General features: G+C 57.6%; 21 protein-coding genes. 12 read left to right on the top strand and 9 right to left on the bottom strand.

Annotated features, from left to right (window positions below; genetic code table 11):
* Nucleotides 1-9: 9 nt before the first annotated feature.
* Nucleotides 10-915: a homocysteine S-methyltransferase family protein gene (locus tag NUW46_RS15110; RefSeq protein ID WP_069184307.1), complete on the top strand. Its 906-nt coding sequence runs from the start codon at nucleotides 10-12 to the stop codon at nucleotides 913-915.
* On the opposite strand, the gene NUW46_RS15105 is transcribed toward NUW46_RS15110, so the two are convergent.
* Nucleotides 912-1,175 (bottom strand): hypothetical protein, encoded by a 264-nt coding sequence (locus NUW46_RS15105; protein WP_227549436.1) that lies wholly within the window; start codon nucleotides 1,173-1,175, stop codon nucleotides 912-914. The genes NUW46_RS15110 and NUW46_RS15105 overlap by 4 nt on opposite strands.
* Nucleotides 1,176-1,366: 191 nt before the next feature.
* Between NUW46_RS15105 and NUW46_RS15100 the strand changes: the two genes are divergently transcribed.
* From NUW46_RS15100 to NUW46_RS15090, 3 genes are all read left to right on the top strand, one after another.
* Nucleotides 1,367-2,227: a LysR family transcriptional regulator gene (locus NUW46_RS15100; protein WP_153637238.1), complete on the top strand. Its 861-nt coding sequence runs from the start codon at nucleotides 1,367-1,369 to the stop codon at nucleotides 2,225-2,227.
* Nucleotides 2,228-2,293: 66 nt separating this feature from the next.
* Nucleotides 2,294-4,177, top strand: coding sequence for a monovalent cation:proton antiporter-2 (CPA2) family protein (locus NUW46_RS15095; RefSeq protein WP_349342644.1), 1,884 nt, complete (start codon nucleotides 2,294-2,296; stop codon nucleotides 4,175-4,177).
* A 55-nt stretch (nucleotides 4,178-4,232) separates the two neighbouring features.
* Nucleotides 4,233-5,930 carry a BamA/TamA family outer membrane protein gene (locus tag NUW46_RS15090; protein ID WP_418140528.1) on the top strand — a complete coding sequence of 566 codons (1,698 nt, stop codon included), beginning with the start codon at nucleotides 4,233-4,235 and terminating at the stop codon, nucleotides 5,928-5,930.
* Nucleotides 5,931-5,939: 9 nt separating this feature from the next.
* Here NUW46_RS15090 and NUW46_RS15085 read toward each other — a convergent pair whose 3' ends face one another.
* Together NUW46_RS15085 and NUW46_RS15080 are read right to left on the bottom strand one after the other, a co-directional pair.
* On the bottom strand, nucleotides 5,940-9,215 hold the full coding sequence (locus NUW46_RS15085) for a carboxyl transferase domain-containing protein (protein WP_418140527.1): 3,276 nt from the start codon (nucleotides 9,213-9,215) through the stop codon (nucleotides 5,940-5,942).
* 119 nt (nucleotides 9,216-9,334) lie between these two features.
* Nucleotides 9,335-10,252, bottom strand: a complete 918-nt coding sequence (locus NUW46_RS15080) for a DMT family transporter (RefSeq protein ID WP_418140526.1) — start codon at nucleotides 10,250-10,252, stop codon at nucleotides 9,335-9,337.
* A gap of 122 nt (nucleotides 10,253-10,374) precedes the next feature.
* Between NUW46_RS15080 and NUW46_RS15075 the strand changes: the two genes are divergently transcribed.
* From NUW46_RS15075 to NUW46_RS15065, 3 genes are all read left to right on the top strand, one after another.
* Nucleotides 10,375-11,271 (top strand): LysR family transcriptional regulator, encoded by an 897-nt coding sequence (locus tag NUW46_RS15075; RefSeq protein ID WP_418140525.1) that lies wholly within the window; start codon nucleotides 10,375-10,377, stop codon nucleotides 11,269-11,271.
* Between the two features lie 124 nt (nucleotides 11,272-11,395).
* Nucleotides 11,396-12,022, top strand: coding sequence for an NAD(P)H-dependent oxidoreductase (locus NUW46_RS15070; RefSeq protein ID WP_418140524.1), 627 nt, complete (start codon nucleotides 11,396-11,398; stop codon nucleotides 12,020-12,022).
* A 116-nt stretch (nucleotides 12,023-12,138) separates the two neighbouring features.
* Complete coding sequence (locus NUW46_RS15065) at nucleotides 12,139-13,104, top strand: zinc-binding metallopeptidase family protein (RefSeq protein WP_069184301.1); 966 nt, start codon at nucleotides 12,139-12,141, stop codon at nucleotides 13,102-13,104.
* Nucleotides 13,105-13,124: 20 nt separating this feature from the next.
* Here NUW46_RS15065 and NUW46_RS15060 read toward each other — a convergent pair whose 3' ends face one another.
* A complete protein-coding gene (locus NUW46_RS15060; protein WP_418140523.1) occupies nucleotides 13,125-13,694 on the bottom strand; it encodes an NnrU family protein in 570 nt (189 codons plus the stop codon).
* Nucleotides 13,695-13,819: 125 nt separating this feature from the next.
* Here NUW46_RS15060 and NUW46_RS15055 point away from each other — a divergent pair, with 125 nt between their 5' ends.
* Together NUW46_RS15055 and NUW46_RS15050 are read left to right on the top strand one after the other, a co-directional pair.
* The gene (locus NUW46_RS15055) at nucleotides 13,820-14,233 is read left to right on the top strand and encodes a hypothetical protein (RefSeq protein WP_053112812.1); all 414 of its coding nucleotides are present in this window, start codon (nucleotides 13,820-13,822) and stop codon (nucleotides 14,231-14,233) included.
* 38 nt (nucleotides 14,234-14,271) lie between these two features.
* Nucleotides 14,272-15,138, top strand: a complete 867-nt coding sequence (locus tag NUW46_RS15050) for a DMT family transporter (protein ID WP_418140522.1) — start codon at nucleotides 14,272-14,274, stop codon at nucleotides 15,136-15,138.
* Here the strand turns inward: NUW46_RS15050 and NUW46_RS15045 are convergent.
* Nucleotides 15,108-15,599 (bottom strand): nucleoside deaminase, encoded by a 492-nt coding sequence (locus NUW46_RS15045; protein WP_176443066.1) that lies wholly within the window; start codon nucleotides 15,597-15,599, stop codon nucleotides 15,108-15,110. The two genes, NUW46_RS15050 and NUW46_RS15045, sit on opposite strands and share 31 nt — an antisense overlap.
* Nucleotides 15,600-15,609: 10 nt before the next feature.
* The gene (locus NUW46_RS15040; protein WP_418140521.1) at nucleotides 15,610-16,239 is read right to left on the bottom strand and encodes a DNA-3-methyladenine glycosylase family protein; all 630 of its coding nucleotides are present in this window, start codon (nucleotides 16,237-16,239) and stop codon (nucleotides 15,610-15,612) included.
* A 368-nt stretch (nucleotides 16,240-16,607) separates the two neighbouring features.
* On the opposite strand from NUW46_RS15040, the gene NUW46_RS15035 reads away from it, so the two are divergent.
* Nucleotides 16,608-16,994 (top strand): pseudoazurin, encoded by a 387-nt coding sequence (locus NUW46_RS15035; RefSeq protein WP_418140520.1) that lies wholly within the window; start codon nucleotides 16,608-16,610, stop codon nucleotides 16,992-16,994.
* Nucleotides 16,995-17,042: 48 nt separating this feature from the next.
* Here NUW46_RS15035 and NUW46_RS15030 read toward each other — a convergent pair whose 3' ends face one another.
* A complete protein-coding gene (locus NUW46_RS15030; protein WP_418140519.1) occupies nucleotides 17,043-17,981 on the bottom strand; it encodes a GGDEF domain-containing protein in 939 nt (312 codons plus the stop codon).
* Between the two features lie 127 nt (nucleotides 17,982-18,108).
* Between NUW46_RS15030 and NUW46_RS15025 the strand changes: the two genes are divergently transcribed.
* Nucleotides 18,109-18,279 carry a hypothetical protein gene (locus NUW46_RS15025; protein WP_418140518.1) on the top strand — a complete coding sequence of 57 codons (171 nt, stop codon included), beginning with the start codon at nucleotides 18,109-18,111 and terminating at the stop codon, nucleotides 18,277-18,279.
* Here NUW46_RS15025 and ovoA read toward each other — a convergent pair.
* Nucleotides 18,254-20,407: a 5-histidylcysteine sulfoxide synthase gene (gene ovoA / locus NUW46_RS15020; protein ID WP_418140517.1), complete on the bottom strand. Its 2,154-nt coding sequence runs from the start codon at nucleotides 20,405-20,407 to the stop codon at nucleotides 18,254-18,256. The two genes, NUW46_RS15025 and ovoA, sit on opposite strands and share 26 nt — an antisense overlap.
* Nucleotides 20,408-20,514: 107 nt before the next feature.
* Nucleotides 20,515-21,708, bottom strand: coding sequence for a multidrug effflux MFS transporter (locus NUW46_RS15015; protein ID WP_418140516.1), 1,194 nt, complete (start codon nucleotides 21,706-21,708; stop codon nucleotides 20,515-20,517).
* Nucleotides 21,709-21,847: 139 nt separating this feature from the next.
* Here NUW46_RS15015 and NUW46_RS15010 point away from each other — a divergent pair, with 139 nt between their 5' ends.
* Complete coding sequence (locus NUW46_RS15010) at nucleotides 21,848-23,404, top strand: BCCT family transporter (protein WP_418140515.1); 1,557 nt, start codon at nucleotides 21,848-21,850, stop codon at nucleotides 23,402-23,404.
* Nucleotides 23,405-23,471: the final 67 nt, after the last annotated feature.

Here is a 23,471-nt window from a genome sequence, read left to right as displayed (position 1 = left end):
GAGTACTTTATGAAACCTGTTGCACTTCTCGACGGCGGCCTGGGCCAGGAAATCTATCGCAGGGCCATGAATGTTACGTCACTGCTGTGGTCGGTGGCGGTCATGCGGGAGCAACCGGAGGTTGTCACCGATGTCCACGCTGACTTCATCAGGGCGGGCGCCCGGACCCTTACACTGAACACCTATGCCGCGACGCCAACGCGACTGGCCAGAGAGGGCCTCGGCGACGAGATTGGTGCAATCCATCAGCGCGCTTTCGAGGTGTTGGAGCGAGCCATCGCGTTAGCCGGCGCCGAGGTTGATATCGCCGGTTGTCTGCCACCGCTGGTTGGTAGCTACCGTGAACAACCTGCCCGGACGTTCGAGGACTTGAAGTCAGAGTTCGATGTGCTCGTGAAATTGCAGGGTGGCGCGGACGTTTTCCTTATCGAAACCATGACCAACTCGCTGGAGGCGAGCGCCGCTTGTGCTGCCGCCAGTGAATCAGGTAAGCCTTTCGGCGTGGCATTCAGGCTGGAGGCCGATGGCAAGCTCCGGTCAGGAGAAACCCTCGCAGAGGCCGTCGAAGCGGTGAAGGCGTCAGGACCAACGGCCATTATGCTCAATTGCTGCGACCCGGAAGTCATTTCGCTGGCAATGCCAGAGCTGGCCGGTTTGTTCCCATGCACCGGCGGCTACGCCAACGCGTTCAAAACGGTTGAGCCGATGGCCGGCGGAGCGCTGGTGGATGAACTGGAAGCCAGACCGGACGTTTCTCCCGGGCTGTATGCGCTTCAGGTGAAGCAGTGGCTGGAGGACGGCGCAGCCGTCGTTGGCGGCTGTTGTGAAATCACGCCGGAGCACATCAGCCATCTGGCCGATGTGCTGACAGACGAGTATCGCCTGATAAAGTTCTCGGAACTGGCCCGCCGTTAACCGGCGAGTCGAGGGCTTTTCGTCCTGCGCGCTTCCATGGCGCGTTTGGAGCGGCGTGCCTCAATGTACTGCATTGCATCATTCCGGATAGGAAGGTGCAGTGCCCCTTCCAGATCAAGGCGTTCGTAACCAAGATCGGAAAGCGTATCGTCTTTTTCTTTAAGCAGTGACTGCGCCATACGCCGGAACTTCTGACGCCTTGCGTACCCTTCAATCCACTGCATTGCGGCGTTTGCGTGATGCTCTGTGTGCTTCAACATGTCTACGGCCCCGAGTGTTGGTGAATGGCTTGCCGCAGCTCGTTTAGAGGTGTTGTGTTACTCGCTAACGGGTGCCTGTAGACAATATTTTGGTGTTGTTTTTGCCTTCAATCAAACGAAAAGAATTTAAGATCTCGTTCAGTTATGCTTAAGGGAGTTGCAGGTCATCAATCCAACCGAAAGGTCCGCACATGAATATGCCTCTGCTTGATAACGACGTGCTCAGGAGTTTCATTGCCATTGCGGAACACGGCACGTTCACCAGTGCCGCCAAGGCTGTGCACCGAACGCCATCAGCCCTCAGCATGCAGATCAAACAGCTTGAACAGAACCTCGGCAAAACTCTCTTTATCCGGGAGCCCAGGAGAGTCTCTCTGACGGCGGAAGGTGAGGTTCTCCTGGATTACGGGCGCCGGCTGTTACGCCTTAATGAAGAGGCCGTGCAGCATTTCCTTGCGCCAACCCTCGAGGGAAAAGTGGGTATTGGCACTTCCGACGATGTTGGCACCCGGATTCTGCCGGACGTTCTGGCGGAATTTGCCAGATCCTACCCTGCCGTGCTGGTTGACGTTGTGGTTGGCTCTAGCAAACAGAATCTGGCGCGTCTGGATGCCGGTGAGCTTGATATGACTCTGGTGACCGTGGCCGATGAGGGACGAATCCCCCGTGGCGAGGTGGTTCACGAAGAACCGCTGGTTTGGGCCGGGAGAGAGGGCTCATCGGCCTATCAACGTTCTCCGCTGCCGATTGCCATGGCCCACGAAGGATGTGCCTGGCGGCGCATGACACTCAGGGCACTGGACAGGGCGGGCATACCCTACAGGATTGCCTACACCTGTGAGCATTGTTCCGGCCAGGAGGCGGCAATGCTGGCGGACTTGGCCGTGGCCCCGTTTCCGCAAAGCCTGATCCGCCCGCCTCTGAAAGAGGTAGCCGGTGATACCCTCCCGCAAATCGGATTCTATCAGCTGGCTTTGGTACGGCGGGGTTCAAACCCCCTGAATGATGCGCTCGCGTCTCATGTGAAAGAAGCGTTCCAGGGTCTACGCTAAACGAAGGCGCCACGAATGGACCGTTGCGCACCCCTGGCCCCCGATTTTCAATCAAGGAAACCATAGATGACAGTATATTTCGTCCAGGCGTTTATCTACCTGGTCGCAGCGGTAATTGCTGTGCCCCTGGCAAAACGACTGGGGCTCGGCTCGGTCCTCGGCTACCTGGTGGCGGGTGTGGTGATTGGTCCTGTCACCGGGCTGGTAGGGCAGGAAGCCAACACCATCCAGCATTTTGCCGAGTTTGGCGTCGTTATGATGCTGTTTCTGGTAGGCATGGAGCTCGACCCCAAGGCGCTGTGGGCCATGCGGGTCCGTCTGGTCGGTCTTGGCGGACTGCAGGTGGTGTTGACTGCGGCCGCCGGTATGGCAGTGGCTGCCTGGCTCGGGCTTCAGTGGCAGACAGCGCTTGCGGTCGGCCTGATTTTCGCCCTGTCGTCCACGGCGATTGTCCTGCAGACACTCAACGAAAAGGGATTGGTTAAAACTGAAGGCGGTCGCAGTGCCTTCTCGGTATTGCTGTTCCAGGATATTGCGGTCATTCCCATGCTCGCACTGATTCCGCTGCTGGCGTTGCCGGAACTGATGGCGGCCGGTGGGGCTGCTGAAGACCATGGAACCCGCTTGAGCCTGGTAGACAGCCTGCCAGGCTGGGCCCATGGGCTGGTTGTGGTGGGGGCCATCGCCGCCGTGGTTGTGGGTGGCCATTACCTGAGCAGGCCCCTGTTTCGGTATGTGGTGCAGTCCGGTTTGCGTGAAGTCTTTACTGCCACCGCGTTGATGCTGGTGATCGGGATTGCGGCCCTGATGAGCCTGGTGAATCTGTCTCCGGCGCTTGGGGCCTTCCTGGCCGGTGTGGTGTTGGCTAACAGTGAATTCCGGCATGAGCTGGAAGCGAATATTGAGCCGTTCAAGGGACTGCTTCTGGGCCTGTTCTTTATTACCGTGGGCGCGGGCATCAATTTTGACGTTCTGGCTGAGCAATGGGGCACGGTGGTGTCCCTTGCGGTGTCCGTGATTGTCGTCAAGGCCGCGATTCTGCTGGGCCTGGCGTTGCTGTTCAGGGTTCATGGCAGTAATGGCTGGCTGTTCACGCTATCTCTGGCTCAGGCTGGTGAATTTGGCTTTGTGCTTCTGACCTACAGCGTCCAGAACAACGTGATTCCTGTGGACACCTCCCAGATTCTGTCCCTGGTAGTCGCGCTGTCCATGTTCCTGACACCGTTGCTGTTTATTGTCTATGACCGGCTGGTGTTGCCGCGCTACCGGCGATCCCAGAACGATGAGCGGGAGGCGGATACCATCGACGAGCAGGCGCCGGTTATCGTCGCCGGAGTTGGTCGTTTCGGCCAGATAGTCTGCCGGTTGTTGCGGGCCAACAATGTCCCGATTGTTGCGCTGGACCATGAGATTGAACAGATCGAGAACCTCCGGCAAATCAATATCAAGAGTTTCTTCGGGGACGCCAGCCGGCCGGATTTGCTGGAGACCGCCGGCATCGAACAGGCCCGCTTGCTTGTGGTGGCTATCGACGATCGGGACCGTTCGGTCCAGATGGTGGAGCACGTAAAGCAGTTTTTCCCCGGTGTCTGGGTGTTGGCACGGGCTTTCGACCGGGGGCACGGCTACCGGTTGAGGGAAGCAGGTGCCGATGATGTCGTGAGTGAAACCTATCATTCGGCACTTGAGCTCGGCGGTCATGCATTGACCGCCATGGGGGTGCATCCGATGCGTGCCCGCCAGATGACCTGGGCATTTCTCGACAACGAAAAAGCCCACGAGGATGAGTTGTTCGAAGCCTGGAAAGAAATCGAGGAAGGTATCCGGTTCAGCCCCCGTTATGGTGAACTGTTCATGAAGCTGGAAGAAGCGCTCAGTAGCGCCATGCACCGTGACTGGGAAGAGCCGAAACAGGAGGATGTTCCTGTATGGCGACCGCCCGACCGCTGACAGTGAAACAACGCTGGGCTAGATTAGTGTCGGTACGGCTGTTGAGGTGAGTGTGGTGTTCAGGAAAGCGCTTGTTGTTTCAGGCCTGGTTTTCGCAGGGTCCTGCGCTGCGGCCGAATCGGACAGATACAACTGCATTGCCAGCAGCATTCAGCCGGAAGCCATTGATCTGGACAAACCGAAGGACCAACTCGCCCGGCAGAACGATCTGGTCATTCCGGAGGGCGCGCGCATTGGTAGCATCCGCATTCTTCGCCGTCCGATCTTCGATACCACCGATCCGGAGCAGAACAACGCGCTGTATCGAACCCTTAACGCCCTCAACACGCCTACCTGGGAATCCGCGCTGCGAGCCCAGTTGGTGTTCGAGCAAGGCGACGTCTACGAGCCCGAGCTTATTTCCGAATCCGAGCGGGTGCTGCGCCAGCGGGAGTATCTCACCGCAGCCTGGGTGGGCGTTACCCGGGTTTGTGGGGACGAACTTGAGGTAAGTGTTCTGACGCGGGATACCTGGACGCTTTTCCCCAGCGTTGGTGTGTCGCGATCCGGTGGTGAGAACACCACCAACTTCGGGCTGTCTGATCCCAACTTTGCCGGGTCAGGGAAGAGCCTTGGTATCGGCTATGCAAAGGACCCCGATCGTACGGAAACAAGTCTCTACTTTGATGATCCGAACTTGCTGGGCTCGCACTGGCAGGCCGGGTTCTCGTTCGATGAACGGAGCGATGGCCGGGGCCGAGGCGCCTACCTTGAGCGGCCTTTCTTCAGCGAAACCACCAACTGGCGATTTGGCCTGAGTGGTATCGACGATGTCCGGGAGGAATCCCGCTACGTAGGGGCGGAGGCCATTGCCGATTATCGGCGCAGCCACGAATTTTTCAGCATTGATGGAGGTTGGCGCCTGGCTGAGAAGGACGACCGGCAACTGAGATTGCTTGCAGGCTACCGCTACGATGCACTGGTATTCGACCGTTTACCCGACGAACCCAATCTCGACATCCTGCCGGAAGACAGAACCCTGAGTTATCCCTGGATTGGCTTCGATTACCGCCAGAATCGCTTCCGGGAAATGACCAACCTGACCCGGCTTCAGAGGGTCGAAGATGTGCGGGATGGCTTCGTGTGGCGTACCGAGCTGGGTTATTCCGGCAGCGGGCTGGGTGCCACTGAGGACCGTGTGGTTCTCAATATGGATTTCCGGGATGTGCTGCACGTAACCGAGACCAACTATGCCAGCTATACCCTCAGCCAGAGCGGCACATACCGCCTCGACGAGGACCGGGTGGAAAACCTGCTGGGTACAGCAAGCGTGCGATACTTTCATGGCGGCTCGGAACGCTGGAACAGCTGGTACACCAACCTGGCGTTCACCGCAGCGCACAATCTGACGGCCGATCAGCAGCTGCTCATCGGGGGCGAGAACGGGCTGCGCGGTTACCCAAGTGAGTACCAGCAGGGCAATCGCCGGGTGCTCTGGACCCTTGAGAGACGTTACTTCCCGGATTGGCATCCGTTCCAGTTGTTCCGGGTGGGCGGCGTGGTGTTTACCGACGTCGGCCGGGCCTGGTTCACCGACGACCGGAATAGTGGTCCTGACGAAGGGGTGCTGAAAGATGTCGGCTTTGGCATGAGGCTGGCGTCCAGTCGCATCGAGGTGCAACGGATGCTGCACCTCGACTTTGCCTTCCCGCTGGACGGCGACGACAGTATTGATGATTTTCAGATACTGTTGCGGGGTCGAAGCCAGTTCTGACCCTCCGGGTCACCAGGTATCGATGAATTTTCCGTGATCCCCTGAGTGCGTGCCGGCAGTGGAATTCAGCCCCCGAACCAGCCAGGCCCGTGTTTCCTGGGGGTCAATCACCGCATCAATCTCCAGGTAGCTGGCCACGTTGAGTGCTTTGCCCTGCTCATAGGCCTTGGCAACCAGGGTGTCGAACATGGTTTTTCGCGATTCTTCGTCGGGCTGGGCGGCCAGCTCCTTGGCAAAACCCAGACGCACGGCACCCTCCCAGCCCATGGGGCCGAACTCGCCACTGGGCCAGGCAGCCGTAAAGAACGGCGTTAGCATACTGCCCGCAGCCATGGCCTGGGCGCCAAGGCCGTAGGCCTTGCGCAGAACCACGGTGAAGAAGGGCACATTGAGCCTGGCTGCTGCCACGAACATGCGCGAGACATGGCGAATGGTGGCCTGTTTTTCCGCTTCAGGTCCCACCATGAATCCTGGCGTATCGCACAATGACAGGAGCGGAAGATTGTGGGCGTTGCACAGCTGCATGAATCGGGCGGCCTTGTCGCCTGCGCTGGCATCAACCGCACCTCCCAGGTGGGCGGGATTGTTGGCGATCAGCCCCATGGGGCGGCCTTCAATACGGACCAGGGCCGTGATCAGGCCTGGCGCGAATTGCCTGCGCAGTTCCAGAACGCTGTCCTGATCGGCCAGGGTTTCGATGACCTGGCGGATATCGTAGACCCGCATTCGGTTTTCCGGAATCAGGTGGCGGAGCCGTCGTTGATCGGCGCACTGCCAGTCCTTCCCGCTGCCCTGGAAGTAAGACAGGTACTGCTTCGCAACGCGAACAGCTTCGGCTTCATCCTTGACCAGGACATCAATCACCCCGTTGGGCGCCATGACGGAAGCCGGCCCTACCTCTTCCGGTCTGAAGCGCCCAAGGCCGCCGCCTTCGATCATCGCGGGCCCGGCCATACCCAGATTGGCGTCTTCGGTGGCAATGATGGTGTCGCAGCAGCCAAGCAGCGCCGCGTTGCCCGCATAGCAACGGCCGGACACAATACCTAGCGTGGGCACAACGCCGGATAGCCGGGCCATACTGACAAACGTATGGCAGTCAAGAAAGGATACGCCGTTGGTATCTGTGTCGGAGGGGCGACCACCGCCGCCTTCTGCGAACAGAACCAGCGGGATTCGCCATTGCTCCGCCAGAGCAAGAATACGGTCTGCCTTGCGGTGATTGGCCAGCCCCTGGGTGCCGGCGAACACGGTGTAATCGTAAGCCATGGCGGCACAACGGCCGGCTTCCGGGCCAAACATCGGCGCGTTCACGGTGCCGATAGCGGTAATCAGCCCATCCGCCGGGCTCATTTCAACCAGTTTGTCCACCGAACGTCGGCGGCGCTGTGCCGCCAGTGCCAGGGCTCCGTACTCATTGAAGCTGTCCGGGTCGAGCAGGTCTTCAACGTTTTCTCGGGCGGTTCGCTGGGCCGCTTTGTGCCGTTTTGCGACGGCCTCCGGTCGGCGCTCATCAGTCAGCAGGTCGTGTCGCTCCAGAACCTCGGCCAGATCGGCTCGAATGTACTCCAGATCGACCGTCTCTTCATTCTGCATGCCACTGGCGTCTACTTCAGCGGGTTCCAGATAGACCATTGCCTGGCCTTCGTTCACCGTTGCTCCCGGTTCTGCGGCAAGCGTGTGGACGATGCCGGACTCGGTTGCCTTGACCACGAATTCCATTTTCATGGCTTCAAGCACCGCGATCGGGTCGCCGATGGCGACGGAATCTCCGGGTGAAACATCAATACTGACGACCGTGCCTGAGCTGGGCGCTTCAATGCCGATGGTACCCGCCGGTGCGAGTGAGGAGTCCGGTCTCCTGGCTTCCTCCGCGCTGAATGTGTTGCCAAAGTGCAGGTGCGGATGGGCGTTTTTGGTCTCTACCGGAACAAGGGTATTCAGATTATCTTCAACAAAGCGGGTGGAAACCGTCCAGGTTTCGACGCCGGAGTGGCGAACCAGATTCTGCAGCAGACCAATATTGGAGCTGACCCCGGTTAGCCGGAACTCACACAGGGCGCGATACAGTCGCCGAAGTGTTGAAGGATAATCGCTGCCTTGGGCCACCAGCTTGGCGAGCAGGGAGTCAAACGATGGGGAGATGGTGTAACCGGCATAACCATAGCCATCGACCCGTAAACCCGGGCCTGAGGGCGGCTCGTAGGTGCCGAGTGTGCCAGTTGCCGCGTTGGCACGCCCATCGGAGTGAAGCGTCTCGGTGTTGATTCGCGCCTGGATCGCAAATCCCCGCACCGTCGGTGCCGACTCAAGACCCAGATCCGCAAGGCTGTGGCCTGCGAGTAACTGCAGTTGGGTTTGCACCAGATCAACACCCGTAATCTCTTCGGTGATCGTGTGCTCAACCTGGATGCGGGGGTTGGCTTCCATGAAATAGAAACGGCCAGGCTGGTCCTGGTCCACCAGAAACTCAAAGGTTCCCAGGCCGCGGTAGTTAACGGAGCTGGCCAGCCTGAGGGCGCAGTCGATCATGGCATCACGGATCGAGGCGTCCAGTGAAGGACTCGGCGCAATCTCGATCAGTTTCTGGTTGCGCCGCTGGAGGCTGCAGTCCCGCTCCCAGAGGTGGCTGACGGCTCCGGTACCATCGCCAACTACCTGGATTTCAATGTGTCTCGCCCGCCCGATGAGCTGTTCAATGTAGAGCGATCCGTTGCCGAACGCCGCCTGGGCCTCGGACTGGCAGCGCCGGAAAGCCTGCTCGAGCTCTGTCTCGGCGTGAACGGCCCGCATGCCCCGGCCGCCGCCACCGGCAATGGCCTTGAGCATCAGAGGGCCATGTTCCCTCAGAAAAGCCTGGGCTTCGCCAAGGCTCACCGGCTTGTTGATTCCCTTGATCAAAGGAACCTTGCAGTTCTCGGCCAGATCCCGGGCTGCCGATTTGTCGCCAAGCCCTTCCAATACCTCTGGTGACGGGCCAATAAAGACTAGACCGGCCTGCTCGCATTCGCGGGCAAAACCGGCGTTTTCCGCCAGAAACCCGTAGCCCGGATGGATCGCATCGCAGCCATGGGTCTTTGCAATGTCTATCAGCTGTGCCCCATCAAGATAGGCCTTAACGCCACTGCCCGTGAGAGCCACCGCCTCGTCGGCCATACGGGTATGCAGGCTGGAGGCGTCGTCTTCAGAGAATACCGTGACTGCCGGCAAACCCAGTTCGCTGCATGCTCTGGCAATACGGATCGCGATTTCTCCGCGATTGGCAATCAGTACGGAGCGGAAAGTCATGGTGGTTGGTTCCCCGGGTATCGTTCTTCTTGTGGGTCAGAAGTCACCATCCTAGGAACGGTCCACCGATGAGGCAAATGAATTTGTTTAAGCATTGGGTATGAATCTGACTGATGGTCTCACGATGCTTCGGTTCGTGCGTTCTTCCTGTTGCTGATCCTGAGCCCAACAATCACCATGAAGGCTCCCAGCCAGATGGTTAACGAATAGTTTTCCCTGAACCAGATAACCCCGATTAGCAATCCGAACATGGCTGCTACTGCACCGAGCTGACTGTAAAAAACCGGGTTGGAGCGACGCTGAAGCTCAAAGGCGCAAAGGTAGGTCAGCGCTGTTAGTAGTCCCTGCAGAACCACAATGCCAATAAGATCCGATCCCGTGCCCTTCGGAAAAATAGGGGTGTCCGTCAGGCTGGCGACCAGGGCAAGCGTGAAGGCCGACGCCAGCAGCGTACCCGATGCAAGAATCATGGGTTTTACATCATCAGGCCAGGCGACTGAGCGATAGACGTTACCGATGGATAACATCGCCGGGATAATCAGGCCCATGGCGAACCAGAGTATGTTCGGGCTGCTGATCTCGGAATGACGTTGCAGCACAATCCAGGCGCAGGCGACGACCGCAATGGATAACCCGGTCAGTTTGATCCAGCTTCGTTTTTCCAGGCCGATGCTGGTGGCGAGCAGGAACGTAAAGATTGGGGGGAGGGCATACATGATTCCCGTGAAACCGGCTCCGAGTTTGGTCACCAGATAAAATCCGATCACATTCGGGATCGCGATACCGGTCAAGCCGCTGATGAGGAAATAGCGGGTCAGGCGACGTTCCAGCAGAGAACGGCGTTTTTGGGAGCACAACAGTAGAACGGCTCCTGCAATGAGCGTTTGCCAGAAGGCATAGGTGACGGCAGGCATACCCTGGGATGTTGCCGCTTTCGCCAGCGCCAGCATCAGTGCAATCAGAAATCCGTTGGCCAGCAGTAGGCCCCAGATCAGGGCTTGGGGAGGGATAAAGGAACGCTGCGCTGTCGTTATCATCACTGAATGCTCCGGTTGGTGAGGCGGGTTGTTGATACTCAGTGTGCAGCAATCGATTGGGTTGATAATTGGGTCTGGGCGAATAATACTCCTTCCAAATCAGAAATAATCAGGAGTTTTAAGTGGCTACGGACAAGCTGGTGGCAATGAAAATTTTCAGGCGCGTTGCAGAGCTGGGTAGTTTCACCCGGGCTGCGGATGACCTGGATATAACCGCTGCAACGGTGAGTAAGCATATTGCCTTTCTGGAACGGGATCTGGATACCAGGCTGATAAACCGCACCACCCGCCGCATGAACCTGACTGGTGCCGGGCTCGCTTTTCTGCAACGTACTCAGGCGTTGTTGGATGATCTGGACGAGGCAGAGCTTGAGGCAAGAGGGTTGCAGGCAGAGCCTCGAGGCACGATCAGGCTGAACGTTCCCATGTCGTTCGGGTTGACCCACATAACTGAGGCCATCGACAGCTTTCTCCGCCTTTATCCTGACATTGACGTTGACCTCCAGCTCACCGATCGCATGGTTGACCTGGTGGAGCAGGGCGTAGACATCGCCATTCGGGTTCGAAGCTCTTTGGCCGATTCCACCCTCATGGCAAGACCACTCAGAACATCCAGAAATATCGTATGCGCATCACCGGCGTATCTGGAGAACGCACCTGAGGTTCATGTCCCGAATGATTTGGCAGGGCACAACTGTCTGACGTTCAGTCTTCACGACAGGCCCAGGGTCTGGGAGCTCGGCGATCAGGAAGTGATGGTCAGCGGTAACTATCGGACAGACAGCAGCCTTGCGATTCGCCAGAGTCTGTTGAGAGGGACTGGTATTGGCTTCTTACCGCGCTTTCTGGTGCAGGGCGATATTGAAAAAGGCGTCCTGGTTCCGTTGTTGACCAATTTCCCGCCCAAGCCCTATACCGTATTCGCCCTGTTTCCGCCGGGGCGCAAACAACCCACCAAGGTTCGCCTGCTGCTTGAGCACCTGGACAAGCACCTGGGCGAGAAACCTTATTGGGAATAGCGCTGATCCCGTGGCTTAACTTCTCGCTATTTCCATTTTGGAAAATATGTAGTTCTATTCCATCCGTTTTTCAGGGCTCTGCGGTTCCATAGAGTGGTTACCTCGATCTGAAGGAGGCAACCCTATGAACATACACGAAGCCCTGGACTGGCGTTACGCCGTCCGCGAGTTTTCACCAGAAAAGCTTGATGGCCAAACGGTGGAAACACTGGTGGATGCAGCCCGCAAGAGCGCATCTTCCTATGGACTGCAGCCATACAAAATTCTGATTGTTGAGAGCAAGTCGGTCCGGAAGGATTTGCTGCCTTATTCGTATGGCCAGCAGAAGGTCTTGGACTGCTCGCATTTAGTTATCTTTGCAGCGCAGACAGACATTGGTGATCACACCGTCGACAGGTATGTCACGCAGTTTGAGAAAACCCGGAGCGTACCTGCGGCGGAGATCTCGGGCTATGTGACTCACATGAAAGAGGCACTCGCATCCAAGTCGCAATCAGAGAAACAGGCGTGGGCGCACCAGCAAGCCTATATTGCCCTGGGCACGCTGCTCACCGCGGCCGCCTCCATGCGGATCGACAGCTGCCCGATGACCGGTTTTGACCACAACGCCTATGATGACGTGCTGGGATTGGCAGAGTTGGGGCTGGAGAGTTCGGCCATGGTTGCCCTGGGTTACCGCAGTGCCCGTGACCGGAGTTCTGGCTTGCCGAAAGTGCGTTTTGATTACGACGATCTGGTCATCACGATGTAAGGTTTGGCTGGGCCGATTGGCCTCTCTGGCTGGTGTTCCGTGGCTATAGGGTATAGGTTCGGGAGAACGGCGACACATTCTCGAGCAAACTGCCGTATAAAAGGAGCACCAGCTCTATGAAGGTTTTTTCCAACCCGGTTGGTTCCGGAAATCTGTGGTTTGACAATCTCACCACTGCCGAGGGCACGCCGGTCGCTTACGATCCACAGGCCAGGGCATTCGTCCCCATGCCGCCTTTCTGCGTGAATCGGGACATTATCGGCTGCAACTGGATTGCGCCTGAGAAAGGGGCTTTCTGCAGGTCGTGCGCGATGACAGCGCTGGCGCCGGACCCGAACATTCCCAATGCCATGCCGAACTGGGCCGAGACTGAGGCTGCGAAGCGGTGGGTGCTGGATAACCTTGGGCGCTGGCACTGGTTTCGCCCGGAAGATCCGGGCACCCGCCCGGTTTTTCATATGTTGGCGGAGGGGCTGACCCCGGTTGCCATGGGGCACGCCAATGGTGTGGTTACCATCAGTGTTGCAGAGGCGGATCCGGTGGTTCGTACCACTCGACGACAAGCCCTCGATGAACCCTACCGCACCATGGTTGGCCATATGCGCCATGAGATCGCTCATATGCTCTGGTGGCGTCTGAGTTTGCGGGAAGATTTTCTTGATGCGTTCCGGGAAATGTTTGGTGATGAACGAGCCGATTATCCGGCGGCCCTTGAGCATCACTATCATAACGGTCCGCCAGAGGACTGGAGGCTGTTCTACCTGACCAGTTACGCCTCGGCACACCCTCACGAGGACTGGGCAGAGACTGCCGCGCACCTGCTCCACCTGACAGACATCACCGACAGCCTGGTGTCATCGGGGCTGACATCGCCGGAAGTGCCCAGACAGGGCTGGGATCCTTACGCCGAGCCCGACACAGCCATGCTGATTAACGTCGCGGCGTCGCTGGCCATTCGGGTCAACCATGTGAACCGCTCCATGGGCCTTTCTGACCTGTACCCGTTTGTGTTGTCAGAAACGGCGCAACGCAAACTCGCGTTCGTGCACGACTGGTTGCGCCGGGGCGCCCAGGGCCTCTAGTGAGAGTTTGCGCCGGCCAATCAGGCTGGCGCCACACCAAACAGCCACTGGTGGGCCCACACCACCATAACCACATACACTGCCAGGCCGCCGGCGACTGCAATAACGTCATTGGCTTTGGTTGCTGGCAGCGTTGGAATGGCCCGCTGGGTTCTGCGCTTCATGGAGATCCGGTCGGCAACGGCCCAAGCCAGGAACGAGCCGAACAGCAGAAGATCGTGGAGCATTCCGTTTGCGAGAAGGTGTGCCAGCGCCCAGAGTTTGACAGCAGCCAGCATGGGATGCCCCAGCTTCGCCTTGATCTTTCCCGGGAAGTAGGTAGCAAACAGCAGCGGGAATACAGGTACCAGAAGCAGGAAGGCCACGTGCTTTAGCCAGGCGGGTGGCACATAGATCACCGTCGGATCCATCCGTGCTGCACCATAACCCCAGACGATCAGAACCAGACCTATCAGGGACACTACAGAATAAAGTCCTTTGAAGGCTCCCTCGCCCATAGAGGCATTCAGCCGGTTGCGCAGGGGCTCGTTTACGATGGAGAGCGAATGCACGCCGAGAAACAGAATCAGACCAACAATCAGTGTGGCCATTTGCAGAACTCCTTGTGGCTTTTGGAGGGTGGTTCCTGAGTGTCAGGGCCGTTGTCCGTAGCGGGCCCCAATGCATTGAGTCCCGGGTAGTATAGGAAACCGGGACAGAACATGCCTGAGCGTTTATGATCGGCGATCTGATTCACCGGATTGAAAAGGCCCCTATGAAGTTTCCAAAGGTGACTGTTGTACTGGTATCTGCCGCCCTGCTGTTTGTTCTCTGGGACCAGACCCGTGAACAGCCCGACCCCATCGACGCAAGCCGCCTTTCCAACTTGCGGGCCAATCCCGTTGAACTCAGTGCTGCAGTCGACTGGATTTTCGGGCAGATTCCGGACTTCTGCTCGGATGTTACGGGCGAGGGTAGTGGCGCGACGGCCCAGTCTGATTGCGTCGAAAAAGCCGAAGCTCGAACCTCTACGTGTCGGCGGATGCTTTACGATAGATTCCCGAGTGTTGTTGCCTCGGAGGCGGTATTCCGGGATGTTTCGCTCACGGCCATGGCGTGTCTGGTGCCCCGATCAGGAATCGTGAACTAGCCAACGGTTCTTCCCGATAGTTACAGGATCCCAATTGCATGCCCATCTCTGCTCACTATGGTTTGACGGTACTGATCTGGGGGCTGACCTGGACAGCGATTCGGCTGCAGGTTGAAGCAGCCCCTGTCGATATCTCCGTGTTTTACCGGTTCGTTATGGCCTCTGTGGTGACACTGGTGGTTCTTGCCGTCGCGCGCAAATTGGAGAGGCTTACCCTGAAACAGCACGGCTGGCTGGTACTGCAGGGAGCGACCCTGTACAGCATCAACTTCCTTCTGATCTATCGTGCGGCAGAATCGATGACAAGCGGTCTGCTGGCGGTGGTATTTTCCCTGGCCGCGCTGTTTAATGCCCTGAATGGCTGGCTCTGGTTGCGATTGAGGCCCACCGCTCGGCTGTATCCGGCAATCTCTCTGGGGATCACCGGTGTGGCCCTGCTGTTCTGGCACGATTTGCAGCTGGGTAACGCCACCGCCACCAGCATTTTGTTCGCCATTGCAGGAACTTTCTGGTTCTCCATGGGTAACCTGGTCAGCATCAAGGTGCGGATGTCACAGGTGCCGCTGTTCCTGGCCAACGCATGGGCCATGGTTTACGGCGCGGTGATTCTTGGCATCTGGTGCCTGTTGCAGGGTGTGGAATGGGTGGTGCCCACTTCAGCGACATTCTGGGGAGCGACTGTATTCCTGGCGGTGCCTGGCTCCATCATTGCGTTTTATTGCTACATCACGGTCATCCAGACTCTGGGCGCTGACAAGGCCGGCTACGCGACGGTGCTTTTCCCTGTGGTTGCCCTGAGCGTTTCGACCTGGCTCGAGGGCTTCGAATGGACAGCAACGGCTGTGTTGGGAGCATGCCTGGCGCTGTTGGGGAACTATGTTTTGTTTCGCTCCGCCAAGGCGTAGCGCTGGTGTAGCTCGCGGATGGCGTCTGCAAGAGCGGGGAAAGGACCCTCAGTAGGAACACCCGGCACCACCTGATTGATTGGCAAGGTTGCCACGGGTGGTGGCGCCACATGCAGCTCGTCCAGCCAGCTTGAAAGCTGCTCTGACGAGCTTGCATAAACAATGCGGCCGAGCCCCACCCAGCCATGAGCGGCTGCGCACATCGGGCAGTGTTCGCCGGAGGTGTATACCGTTGAGGCGGCTCGCTCATCCGGGGTCATGTTGGCAGCTGCCCAACGGGCTATTGCGAACTCGGGGTGCTGGGTTTCGTCTCCACCGGCAGTCTCGTTATGGCCCTCGTACCTGACGGCACCGGTTTCATCCACCAACACGGAGCCAAAAGGCGGGTTTCCGCTGTCCACTGCCATTGAGGCCAACTCCACACAGCGGGCCAGGTGCTTCATTTCGGTTTCGTAGATCACGTTGCCTCCTTCATTGACCTCGTGCGTCCAGGTAATGCATCCAGAGCATGCGAGCTGCTACAGCTCGCCACGGCTGCCATTGTTCTGCAAAAACAAGTTGTTCATCTCTGGTTGGCCGGGCCTCCAGCTGTTTGATGTCCTGTAGCGCGGATGCCAGTGCCAGGTCTCCCTGAGGCCAGGCATTCGCTCGCCGGAGCGCCATCATGTAATAGACGTCGACGGTCCAGGGCCCGAGACCCGGTATATCCAAAAGGTGGCTTCGGCCCTGCGCATCGTCAAGGGTGTCAAGCTTTGAGAGTTCCAGCGCACCGCTGGCAACCCGATTGGCGAGCTCGACGCAGTACCGGGCTTTTTGCCGTGTAAGCCCGACTTGCCTCAGCTCAGACTCGCCAGCCTTTTGGACCAATTCCGGGGTTACCGATCCTAGATGCGACGCGAGCCGCTGAAACATGGTGGCTGCGGCTTTGATCGAGACCTGTTGTTCCAGAATGATATGCACCAGTGAGGCAAACCCCGGCTCTCGAGCCCAGAGTGGCGGGTACCCAAGCCGGTCCCGGATCCTGTATAAATCGGAATCTCTCTCGGCCAGAACGTCAACGCCCATTCTCAAGGTTTCGTCAGTAATTGTCTTTTGTTGCATAAACCCCTTTTAGCTTAATGGCTCGCCGATTCCCGATCTCCGTTCAGGATCTGCTGTTGCACAAAGGAGCGAGCTTGCTCTTGCAGTGTATGCCGTCGATCTTTGGTTCCGCCATCATTCAATATCCGAAGACATGATGCCAATTTGTACGAAACAGGCCCTCATTGGTTCTCAGGGCCGAGCCTTGGCGAACCAGGGGTGTCATTCCCATAAGGATATGCCCTTAGAGTCGAAAGGGATCCTGGTATGGGTAGGATGCGTAACACTCAGTGCTTTCAATGACCAACCAATGAGGTGCAGTCACCATGAAATTAACGCTGAAACACACCGTTGCTGCAGTTGCACTCACTTTTATTTCTGGAGTTGCAATGGCGGCCGAACACGTCGTTGAAATGAAGAACTCCGGCGCTGACGGTGCCATGGTCTTTGAACCGGGATTTGTTAAGGCCGAGCCTGGCGATACCGTCAAATTTGTCCTTGTCGATCCAGCCCACAACTCAGTGTCCGTAGAGGTGCCTGAGGGTGCTGAAGGTTGGCAGGGAGCCATGAATGAGGGCATCACGGTGACCCTGAACGAAGAGGGCGTATACGTTTATAAATGCACGCCCCATGCCGCGTTGAACATGGCCGGTGTCATTCAGGTAGGCGAAGCTGTCAACTACGACTCTGCGAAAGCCGCCGTGGATAAGCTCACTGCAGCCGCTGCAACGAACAAGGACCGTCTGACCGGTTACTTTGAGCAAGTCCAGAAGTAAGTCAATCGGGATAGAGGCCGTTCAGATTACTGCGCGGCCTTTTCTATTTTAATCGAAGACAATTCGATTACGGCCGTCCCGCTTCGCTTTATAGAGTCGCTGGTCGACCAGATCCAAGAAATCGGCGATGCGGTCGTGGCGTGAGGGAATCACAGTGCCTATTCCCATGCTCATAGTAACCTGTTTACTGTGCGGGCTGTCTCCCTGGGGAAGTTGTTCCTCAAGAAGCAACTGACGGCAACGTTCAGCCACACTGATGGCAGCTGGCGTGTCCGTTTCGGGCAGGATGATCACGAATTCCTCACCACCGAACCTTGCCACGAAGTCGCGGGGCCGTTGGGCCCCGTTCTCCAGTAGCGTAGCGATTCGCTTGAGACATTCATCACCCTGCAAATGGCCGTTAAGATCGTTGTACGCTTTAAAATTGTCGATATCGAGCAGTATGACTGACAGAGAAGACTGGTGTCGGATGGCGTCGTTCCAGTTCTCGTTCATGACGGTATCAAACATTCGGCGGTTTGCGACGCCGGTGAGTCCATCCTTGTAAGAATACTCTTCCAATTTCTTCTGCAGAGCGACCAATTCGTCTTCGGTTTTCTTGCGCTCGCTGATGTCGAACATAAAGCCGATCAGAGCCTCGACATCACCGTTATCGTCACGCAGTACATGCACCACATCCCGCAACCAGACGTATTCTCCTCGTTCGGTGAGGGCCCGATAGTCCGCCTCATGATCGACCCCGGCCTGGGATTGCGATACGCAGAAATTGACGACCCGCTCCCGATCCTCGGGGTGCATGCGGGTGGCCCAGTCGTCTACGGTTAGCCAGCTGTCCTGGGGCCAGCCGAGCAAGGCTTCAATCTGGGGCCCTATGTACTCGAATCGCATGGTTCGCCAGTTGATTTTCCAGGGAATCGCTTTGGTTGACTCCAATAAGGTTCTGTAAACGGAGCTATCTTCAACCAGTCCAGCGGGGTTGTCACTCAATTCATTGTTCTCCGATTACCGAGCCAAAGCAGCTCTGTGTCTGCGTGATGAACGTAATAGAAACATTGTCTCCTATGGTTAAGATAAACCAGTCCACGCAACAAAAATACCGCTTTTGGCGCTTCGCATGAACACCAACCTGGGTGGCGATAACGTTGACAGAGACATGGTGCTGGGGGCGCTGTTGTGCCTGGCGAGCGGTCAAGTAGCCACCAACTGGCTCGATCAGTTGGTGGACCACGAGGCAATAAAAGAGGGGGTGACCGCGCTGATCAGCGTGGCAACCGCTCCCAGATAGTCACTTCCGAGAGGGTATGCTGGAACTTGTGCCGGGTTTCGCGGATCACGAAAGGCACCTTTCTCGGCTCACTGACTAACCGGAAATGCTCTGAGAGGTGCTCCTTCAGGCCATCCAGGGTGGTGTGGTTTTCACCATCCTTTTTAAAACCACCTATCCACTCCTCCTTAGGTGTGTGTTCTTCCAGCCATGTGTAGGGAGAGGCAATAACCAGAAGGCCACCGTCGTTTATCCGTTCGTGGATGCTGTCCAGAAAACGTCTGGGCTTATAAAGCCTGTCGATCAGGTTGGCCGCCAGAACAAGGTCGTAGTCCGAGTACTGCGGTTTGAGATTGCAGGCATCACCTTGATAAAAATTGACTTGCGCCGCGTGCTCGTCAAGTGCCAACTCTTTGAGGGTTCTTGTGTGGTAACTGACCAACTCGCCTTCCTCTGCAAGCGCGTAGCGGATGGAGCCTTGCTCGGCCATCTCCACACCCAGACGGATAAAGTTGGCGGAGAAGTCGACACCTTCAACCTGGTCGAACTCTCTCGCCAATTCAAAACTGGAGCGACCACAGGCGCAGCCGAGGTCCAGCGCTTTACCTCTCGACTTGCCCCTCATGGCTTCCAGAGCAATGTCCGCCATGGCTTTCGGGAAATTCTCGACACCAAACCAGGAGTCGCCGTAATGGAATTCCGCGTACTCAGTCAGCAACCGGTCGCTTTCGTAGTAGGCGTTGGGTTGCACCGCCTCGCTTTCAGAGGCGATGTAGCGGAACCCCGCGTGCTGGAAGAAGTGTCTGCGGAAGGCGTAGCGGGCCGATAGCCGGGCTTCGTTGCCGCAGGAGATCCACGAACCGCCCTTGATAAGGTTATGCTGCCCGTCGAACGTTGGTGTCGTGAAGTCATCGTAGAGCGGATGAACTTTGAAGTTATCGAACGGGTAAGTGGGCGTTTCTGTCCACTGCCAGACGTTGCCAACAACATCGAACCAGTTGCCGTGCCTGAAACGGGTAACCGGGCACGATGATGCCCCGTGATCCAGATGAAGATTTGCGTTGGCAGGGTCGTGACCCACTTCCTCGATCCCAGCCTCACCACAAAGTCGGTACCACTCATCCTCCGTGGGCAGGCGGATAGGCTGGCCGGTTTGTTCCCTTTTCCACTCGCAAAAGGCTTTGGCCTCGTGGTAATTCACTTCCACGGGCCAGTCCCAGGGCATCTCGACTTCTTCTGTCATCAGGCGCAAATACCATCCATTCTGCCAGCGCCAGAAGGTCGGGTGCCGGGCCTCGGCAAATTGCCGCCAGGCGCAGCCTTCCTCGCTCCAGAACCGGTCCTCCTGATAGCCGCCGGCCTCGACAAACTGAAGGAATTCCTGATTACTGACCAGATATTGGCTGGCCCTGAATTCATCTACCTCGGCGTCATGCTCGCCGTACTCGTTGTCCCAGCCGTAGCAGGCGTCATCGTAGGCTTTCCCGATGGAGACTGTGCCGGCGGGCACGGTAATCAGTTCATTTTCCGGCGCTTCACCGGTTTCGCGAATGGGTGCCCATTCTGGCTGGGGGCGGACCCGTGCCAGATCGTGCTGGCGGATCAGCACGGACGAGGTCTCCAGGTGTATCCGCTCGTGCTCGACCCCCATAACGATGGGCCACCAGGGGCTCTCCCAGTTGATCGGCAGACTGAGCGGCAGTGTTTCCATCACCTCCAGAACCGTGGCACGGACTTTGGCCCGGTAATCCATCACTTCGGCCACGGTTGGCCAGTCGTAATGGTCCTCGTCCAGATCGTCCCAGCTCATCTCATCGACACCAACGGCAAAAATAGACTCCATGTGCGGGTCAATGCGCTCGGGTAGCAGTTTTGCCAGTACCAGTTTGTTAACGAAGAAGGTGGCTGTGTGGCCCAGGTAGAAAATCAACGGGTGTCTGAGGGGGATCGACTTTAAAAAATATCCGGCATCATCGGCCAGGCAATCGAACAGGCGGGTATAGGTGTCAAAAGTATTCGTGAAATAGGAAGCGATTTCGTCTCGCTTGTCCTCGGCGCCCCCGGCTGTGAGATTCGGTGTTCTCAGTAAGCCTGCGTGTGATTCAAGTGTTCTGGTAGGAGATTCTACTTCCGGTATTGGCATTGTCATTTCTGGCCACGTCCTTTGTTGTGTTCGCTAACAGCAATACGTCTTGTGGGAAGGAGGTGGTTCATTCCTCCCCGAAAACTGTTTAGACGATCCCTGTGCTGAAATTGTTACACGCCGGATTTTTTCGCCAAAGTCACCGCACGGGGCGCGCCCAGCGCCAAAAGAACAGCACCCGTTGAACAAGCCAGCATAGCAATTGCGATGCTGGACAATGTCTGATCCCCCGTGATTGAGGACAGGGTGCTGATGGCGCCGGCAATGGTAAATTGCGACGCGCCCAACAGTGCCGCTGCGGTGCCGCTGAGGTTCGGAAAGAATTCCATGGCGTTGGCCATGTTGTTGGGCACGATGCCGCCCTGGCAGCCAATGGCAACAATGATGCAACCTGCCACCAACCAGAGCGGTCCCTGGAGTTGGACGCTGGTAACCAGAGCGACAAGGGCCAGCCATTGGGCGATGACCTGCGCGCGCACCAACTGGACTGAGGAAAATCGTCTCAGCAGGGGGCGGTTGAGCAAATTGAGGCCAGCCATGAAGCCAATGTTGGCGGCGAACAGGATGGCGAAGGTGCTGTTGGAGAGACCGTACCACTCCTGGTAGATGAACGAGGAATGGGTAATAAATAACAACATGGTGCTGAAACAGAGGACCTGTATCCCGATGAACCGCATGGTGGTTGTGTGCCGGAGCACGAGCAGATAGTTGGTCACCAGGGATCGAACCGGTGTCTTGATGGGGGCTCTTGGTTTCAGCTTCGGGAAAAGCGCCACCTGCAGAACTACCACTAGAAACGCCGCGTAGCCGGCCAGCATGAGAAAGATCCACTGCCACTCGCCAAGCGCCAGCATGAGTGACCCCAGCGAGGGAGCCGCAGCCGGGGCTATGAACATGATCAGACCAATCAGGCCAAACAGCCTTGCGGCGTCTTGCCCACTGACTTCGTCGCGAACAATGGCAGGAACCGATACCGCACAGAAGGCGCCACCAATCCCTTGGGCTATCCGCCAGAACACCATGTCGGACAGACTGTCGGCCATAGACACCATCACGGCTCCGGCCATGAAGATCAGCAGTCCTCCGAAAAGGATTGGCTTGCGACCGTATCGGTCAGATAGGGGGCCGCCAACCAGCTGGGCCAGACCCAGCGTGGTGACATAGGCGCTGAGGGTCAGCCCCACATGCCCGTGATCAATGCCCAGACCATAGGCGATGTCCGGAAACGCAGGCAAGTAGGCATCAAGTGCCAAGGGCCCGAGTGCCACGGTCATGCCAAGCAATATCGCCAGGTACAGATGGGACAAAAGAAACCTCCTAAAAAGATAGAATCCTAACAATACGGTGATGTTTTTCATCGGACCATGCGTATTTTCAGAAATCCCCCGTGCAAGAGGCTTTCACTTCCTGTAGCCTGCGCGGCTTTTTCTTCCGGAGGCAGACCAGATGACCGTTCAATCCCAATCTCTCCCGCGAGCCAGAAGCGGACCGTTTTCAGACAGTGATCCCGTCGTTCTGGTGCTCACTATCGGCTTCATTCTTCTGTTCGTGGGTGCTTCAATCATCGACAGCAGCAACGTGGCCGACCTGATCGGCGCCGGGTTTGCGTGGACCGCCACCTACCTGGGATCCTTTTTCCAGTTGCTGCTACTTCTGACGTTTTTCATTGCAATTGGCACAGCCCTGAGCCGCGCTGGCGCCGCACGGATCGGCGGGCTGGAAAAGCCGGAAATAGGCCGTTTCCGGTGGTTGTCGATGATCATGTGTACCTTGTTGGCCGGTGGCGGCGTGTTCTTTGCCGCCGGTGAACCGGTTTACCACTTCGTCGTGACGCCCCCGGCGTTTGACACCGAAGCCGGCTCCGCCGCAGCGGTCGCCCCGGCTATGGCCCAGTCGTTTACTCACTGGGGATTCCTGGCCTGGGCCGTGCTCGGCTCCCTTACCGCGCTGGTACTGACCCGGGCCCATTACGGCCAGGGCAAGCCGCTGCAACCGAGAACGCTGCTGTACCCGGTTTTCGGTGAGAAGGTGATTCAGGGCCGCCTCGGCGGGGTTATTGATGCTTTCTGTGTGATCGCTGTGGTGGCCGGAACCGTCGGCCCCATCGGTTTTCTCGCCACCCAGATGAGCTTTGGGTTGCACGAGCTGTTTGGCGTGGCGGACGGGTATGGCACCCAGTTGACCGTCTTAGTGGTACTAGCCGGCGTTTACATGACATCTGCCATGACCGGTCTGCACAAGGGTATCCAGTTGCTGAGCCGTTTTAACGTCATACTGGCGCTGGTGATTGCCGGTGTCATTTTTGTTTTCGGGCCAACTCTGTTCCTGGCAAATACCTACACCCAGTCGATGGGTGAATACGTCACCTCCTTCTTTGCCATGGCAACCATGACTGCCGAAACGGCGCCAGCCTGGTGGATGAAATGGTGGACGGTGTTCTTCTTCGCCTGGTTCATTGGCTACACGCCGCTGATGGCGGTCTTCGTCGCCAGAATCTCCCGGGGCCGGACGGTACGCGAAATGGTCCTGGCGGTAGCCGTGCTGGCGCCGATCGCCACCACTATCTGGTTCACCCTCCTGGGGGGCTCCGGTATCTACCACCAGCTTGCCGGTACCTTCGACCTCACCGAAGCGCTGAATAACTTCCGCTTTGATGTCGCCACTCTGACGGTGGCACAGGCCCTGCCCGGTGGTACCTGGATGGCGGCTGCGATTCTGCTACTGACAACCATTTTCGTCGCCACCACCGGCGACTCCATGAGCTATTCCATTGCCATGGTCGGCGCAGGCCATGACGAACCAAACCCGTGGATTCGTGTGTTCTGGGGTGGTGCCATGGCGCTGATGGCGGCAATTCTCCTGTACATGGGCGCCGGCCAGATTGGTGTGCTGCAGCAGTTCATTGTGCTGACGGCGATTCCGGTTTCGCTGATTATCCTTCCCTCGCTCTGGACCGGCCCGAAAGCGGCCATGGCAATGGCGCGAGAGCAGGGCCTGGTCTAGGCTTTTATGGAACGCGGCGAGCCAGGAACATGCTCGCCGCGGACTCTTCTGATCGAAAGCTCCTGGA

It is taken from the genome of Marinobacter sp. MA (assembly GCF_048298425.1).
Taxonomy (GTDB): Bacteria; Pseudomonadota; Gammaproteobacteria; order Pseudomonadales; family Oleiphilaceae; genus Marinobacter; species Marinobacter salsuginis.
Note: the sequence above shows the minus strand (reverse complement) of the source record. Positions and strands in the feature narration are given on the sequence as shown.

What these genes read in the sequence shown, in the direction of transcription:
- NUW46_RS15110 (WP_069184307.1), top strand. Translation starts at nt 10, where the DNA reads ATGAAACCTGTTGCACTTCTCGACGGCGGCCTGGGCCAGGAAATCTAT.
- NUW46_RS15105 (WP_227549436.1), bottom strand. Translation starts at nt 1,175, where the DNA reads ATGTTGAAGCACACAGAGCATCACGCAAACGCCGCAATGCAGTGGATT.
- NUW46_RS15100 (WP_153637238.1), top strand. Translation starts at nt 1,367, where the DNA reads ATGAATATGCCTCTGCTTGATAACGACGTGCTCAGGAGTTTCATTGCC.
- NUW46_RS15095 (WP_349342644.1), top strand. Translation starts at nt 2,294, where the DNA reads ATGACAGTATATTTCGTCCAGGCGTTTATCTACCTGGTCGCAGCGGTA.
- NUW46_RS15085 (WP_418140527.1), bottom strand. Translation starts at nt 9,215, where the DNA reads ATGACTTTCCGCTCCGTACTGATTGCCAATCGCGGAGAAATCGCGATC.
- NUW46_RS15080 (WP_418140526.1), bottom strand. Translation starts at nt 10,252, where the DNA reads ATGATAACGACAGCGCAGCGTTCCTTTATCCCTCCCCAAGCCCTGATC.
- NUW46_RS15070 (WP_418140524.1), top strand. Translation starts at nt 11,396, where the DNA reads ATGAACATACACGAAGCCCTGGACTGGCGTTACGCCGTCCGCGAGTTT.
- NUW46_RS15065 (WP_069184301.1), top strand. Translation starts at nt 12,139, where the DNA reads ATGAAGGTTTTTTCCAACCCGGTTGGTTCCGGAAATCTGTGGTTTGAC.
- NUW46_RS15060 (WP_418140523.1), bottom strand. Translation starts at nt 13,694, where the DNA reads ATGGCCACACTGATTGTTGGTCTGATTCTGTTTCTCGGCGTGCATTCG.
- NUW46_RS15055 (WP_053112812.1), top strand. Translation starts at nt 13,820, where the DNA reads ATGATCGGCGATCTGATTCACCGGATTGAAAAGGCCCCTATGAAGTTT.
- NUW46_RS15050 (WP_418140522.1), top strand. Translation starts at nt 14,272, where the DNA reads ATGCCCATCTCTGCTCACTATGGTTTGACGGTACTGATCTGGGGGCTG.
- NUW46_RS15040 (WP_418140521.1), bottom strand. Translation starts at nt 16,239, where the DNA reads ATGCAACAAAAGACAATTACTGACGAAACCTTGAGAATGGGCGTTGAC.
- NUW46_RS15035 (WP_418140520.1), top strand. Translation starts at nt 16,608, where the DNA reads ATGGCGGCCGAACACGTCGTTGAAATGAAGAACTCCGGCGCTGACGGT.
- NUW46_RS15025 (WP_418140518.1), top strand. Translation starts at nt 18,109, where the DNA reads ATGAACACCAACCTGGGTGGCGATAACGTTGACAGAGACATGGTGCTG.
- ovoA (WP_418140517.1), bottom strand. Translation starts at nt 20,407, where the DNA reads ATGACAATGCCAATACCGGAAGTAGAATCTCCTACCAGAACACTTGAA.
- NUW46_RS15010 (WP_418140515.1), top strand. Translation starts at nt 21,848, where the DNA reads ATGACCGTTCAATCCCAATCTCTCCCGCGAGCCAGAAGCGGACCGTTT.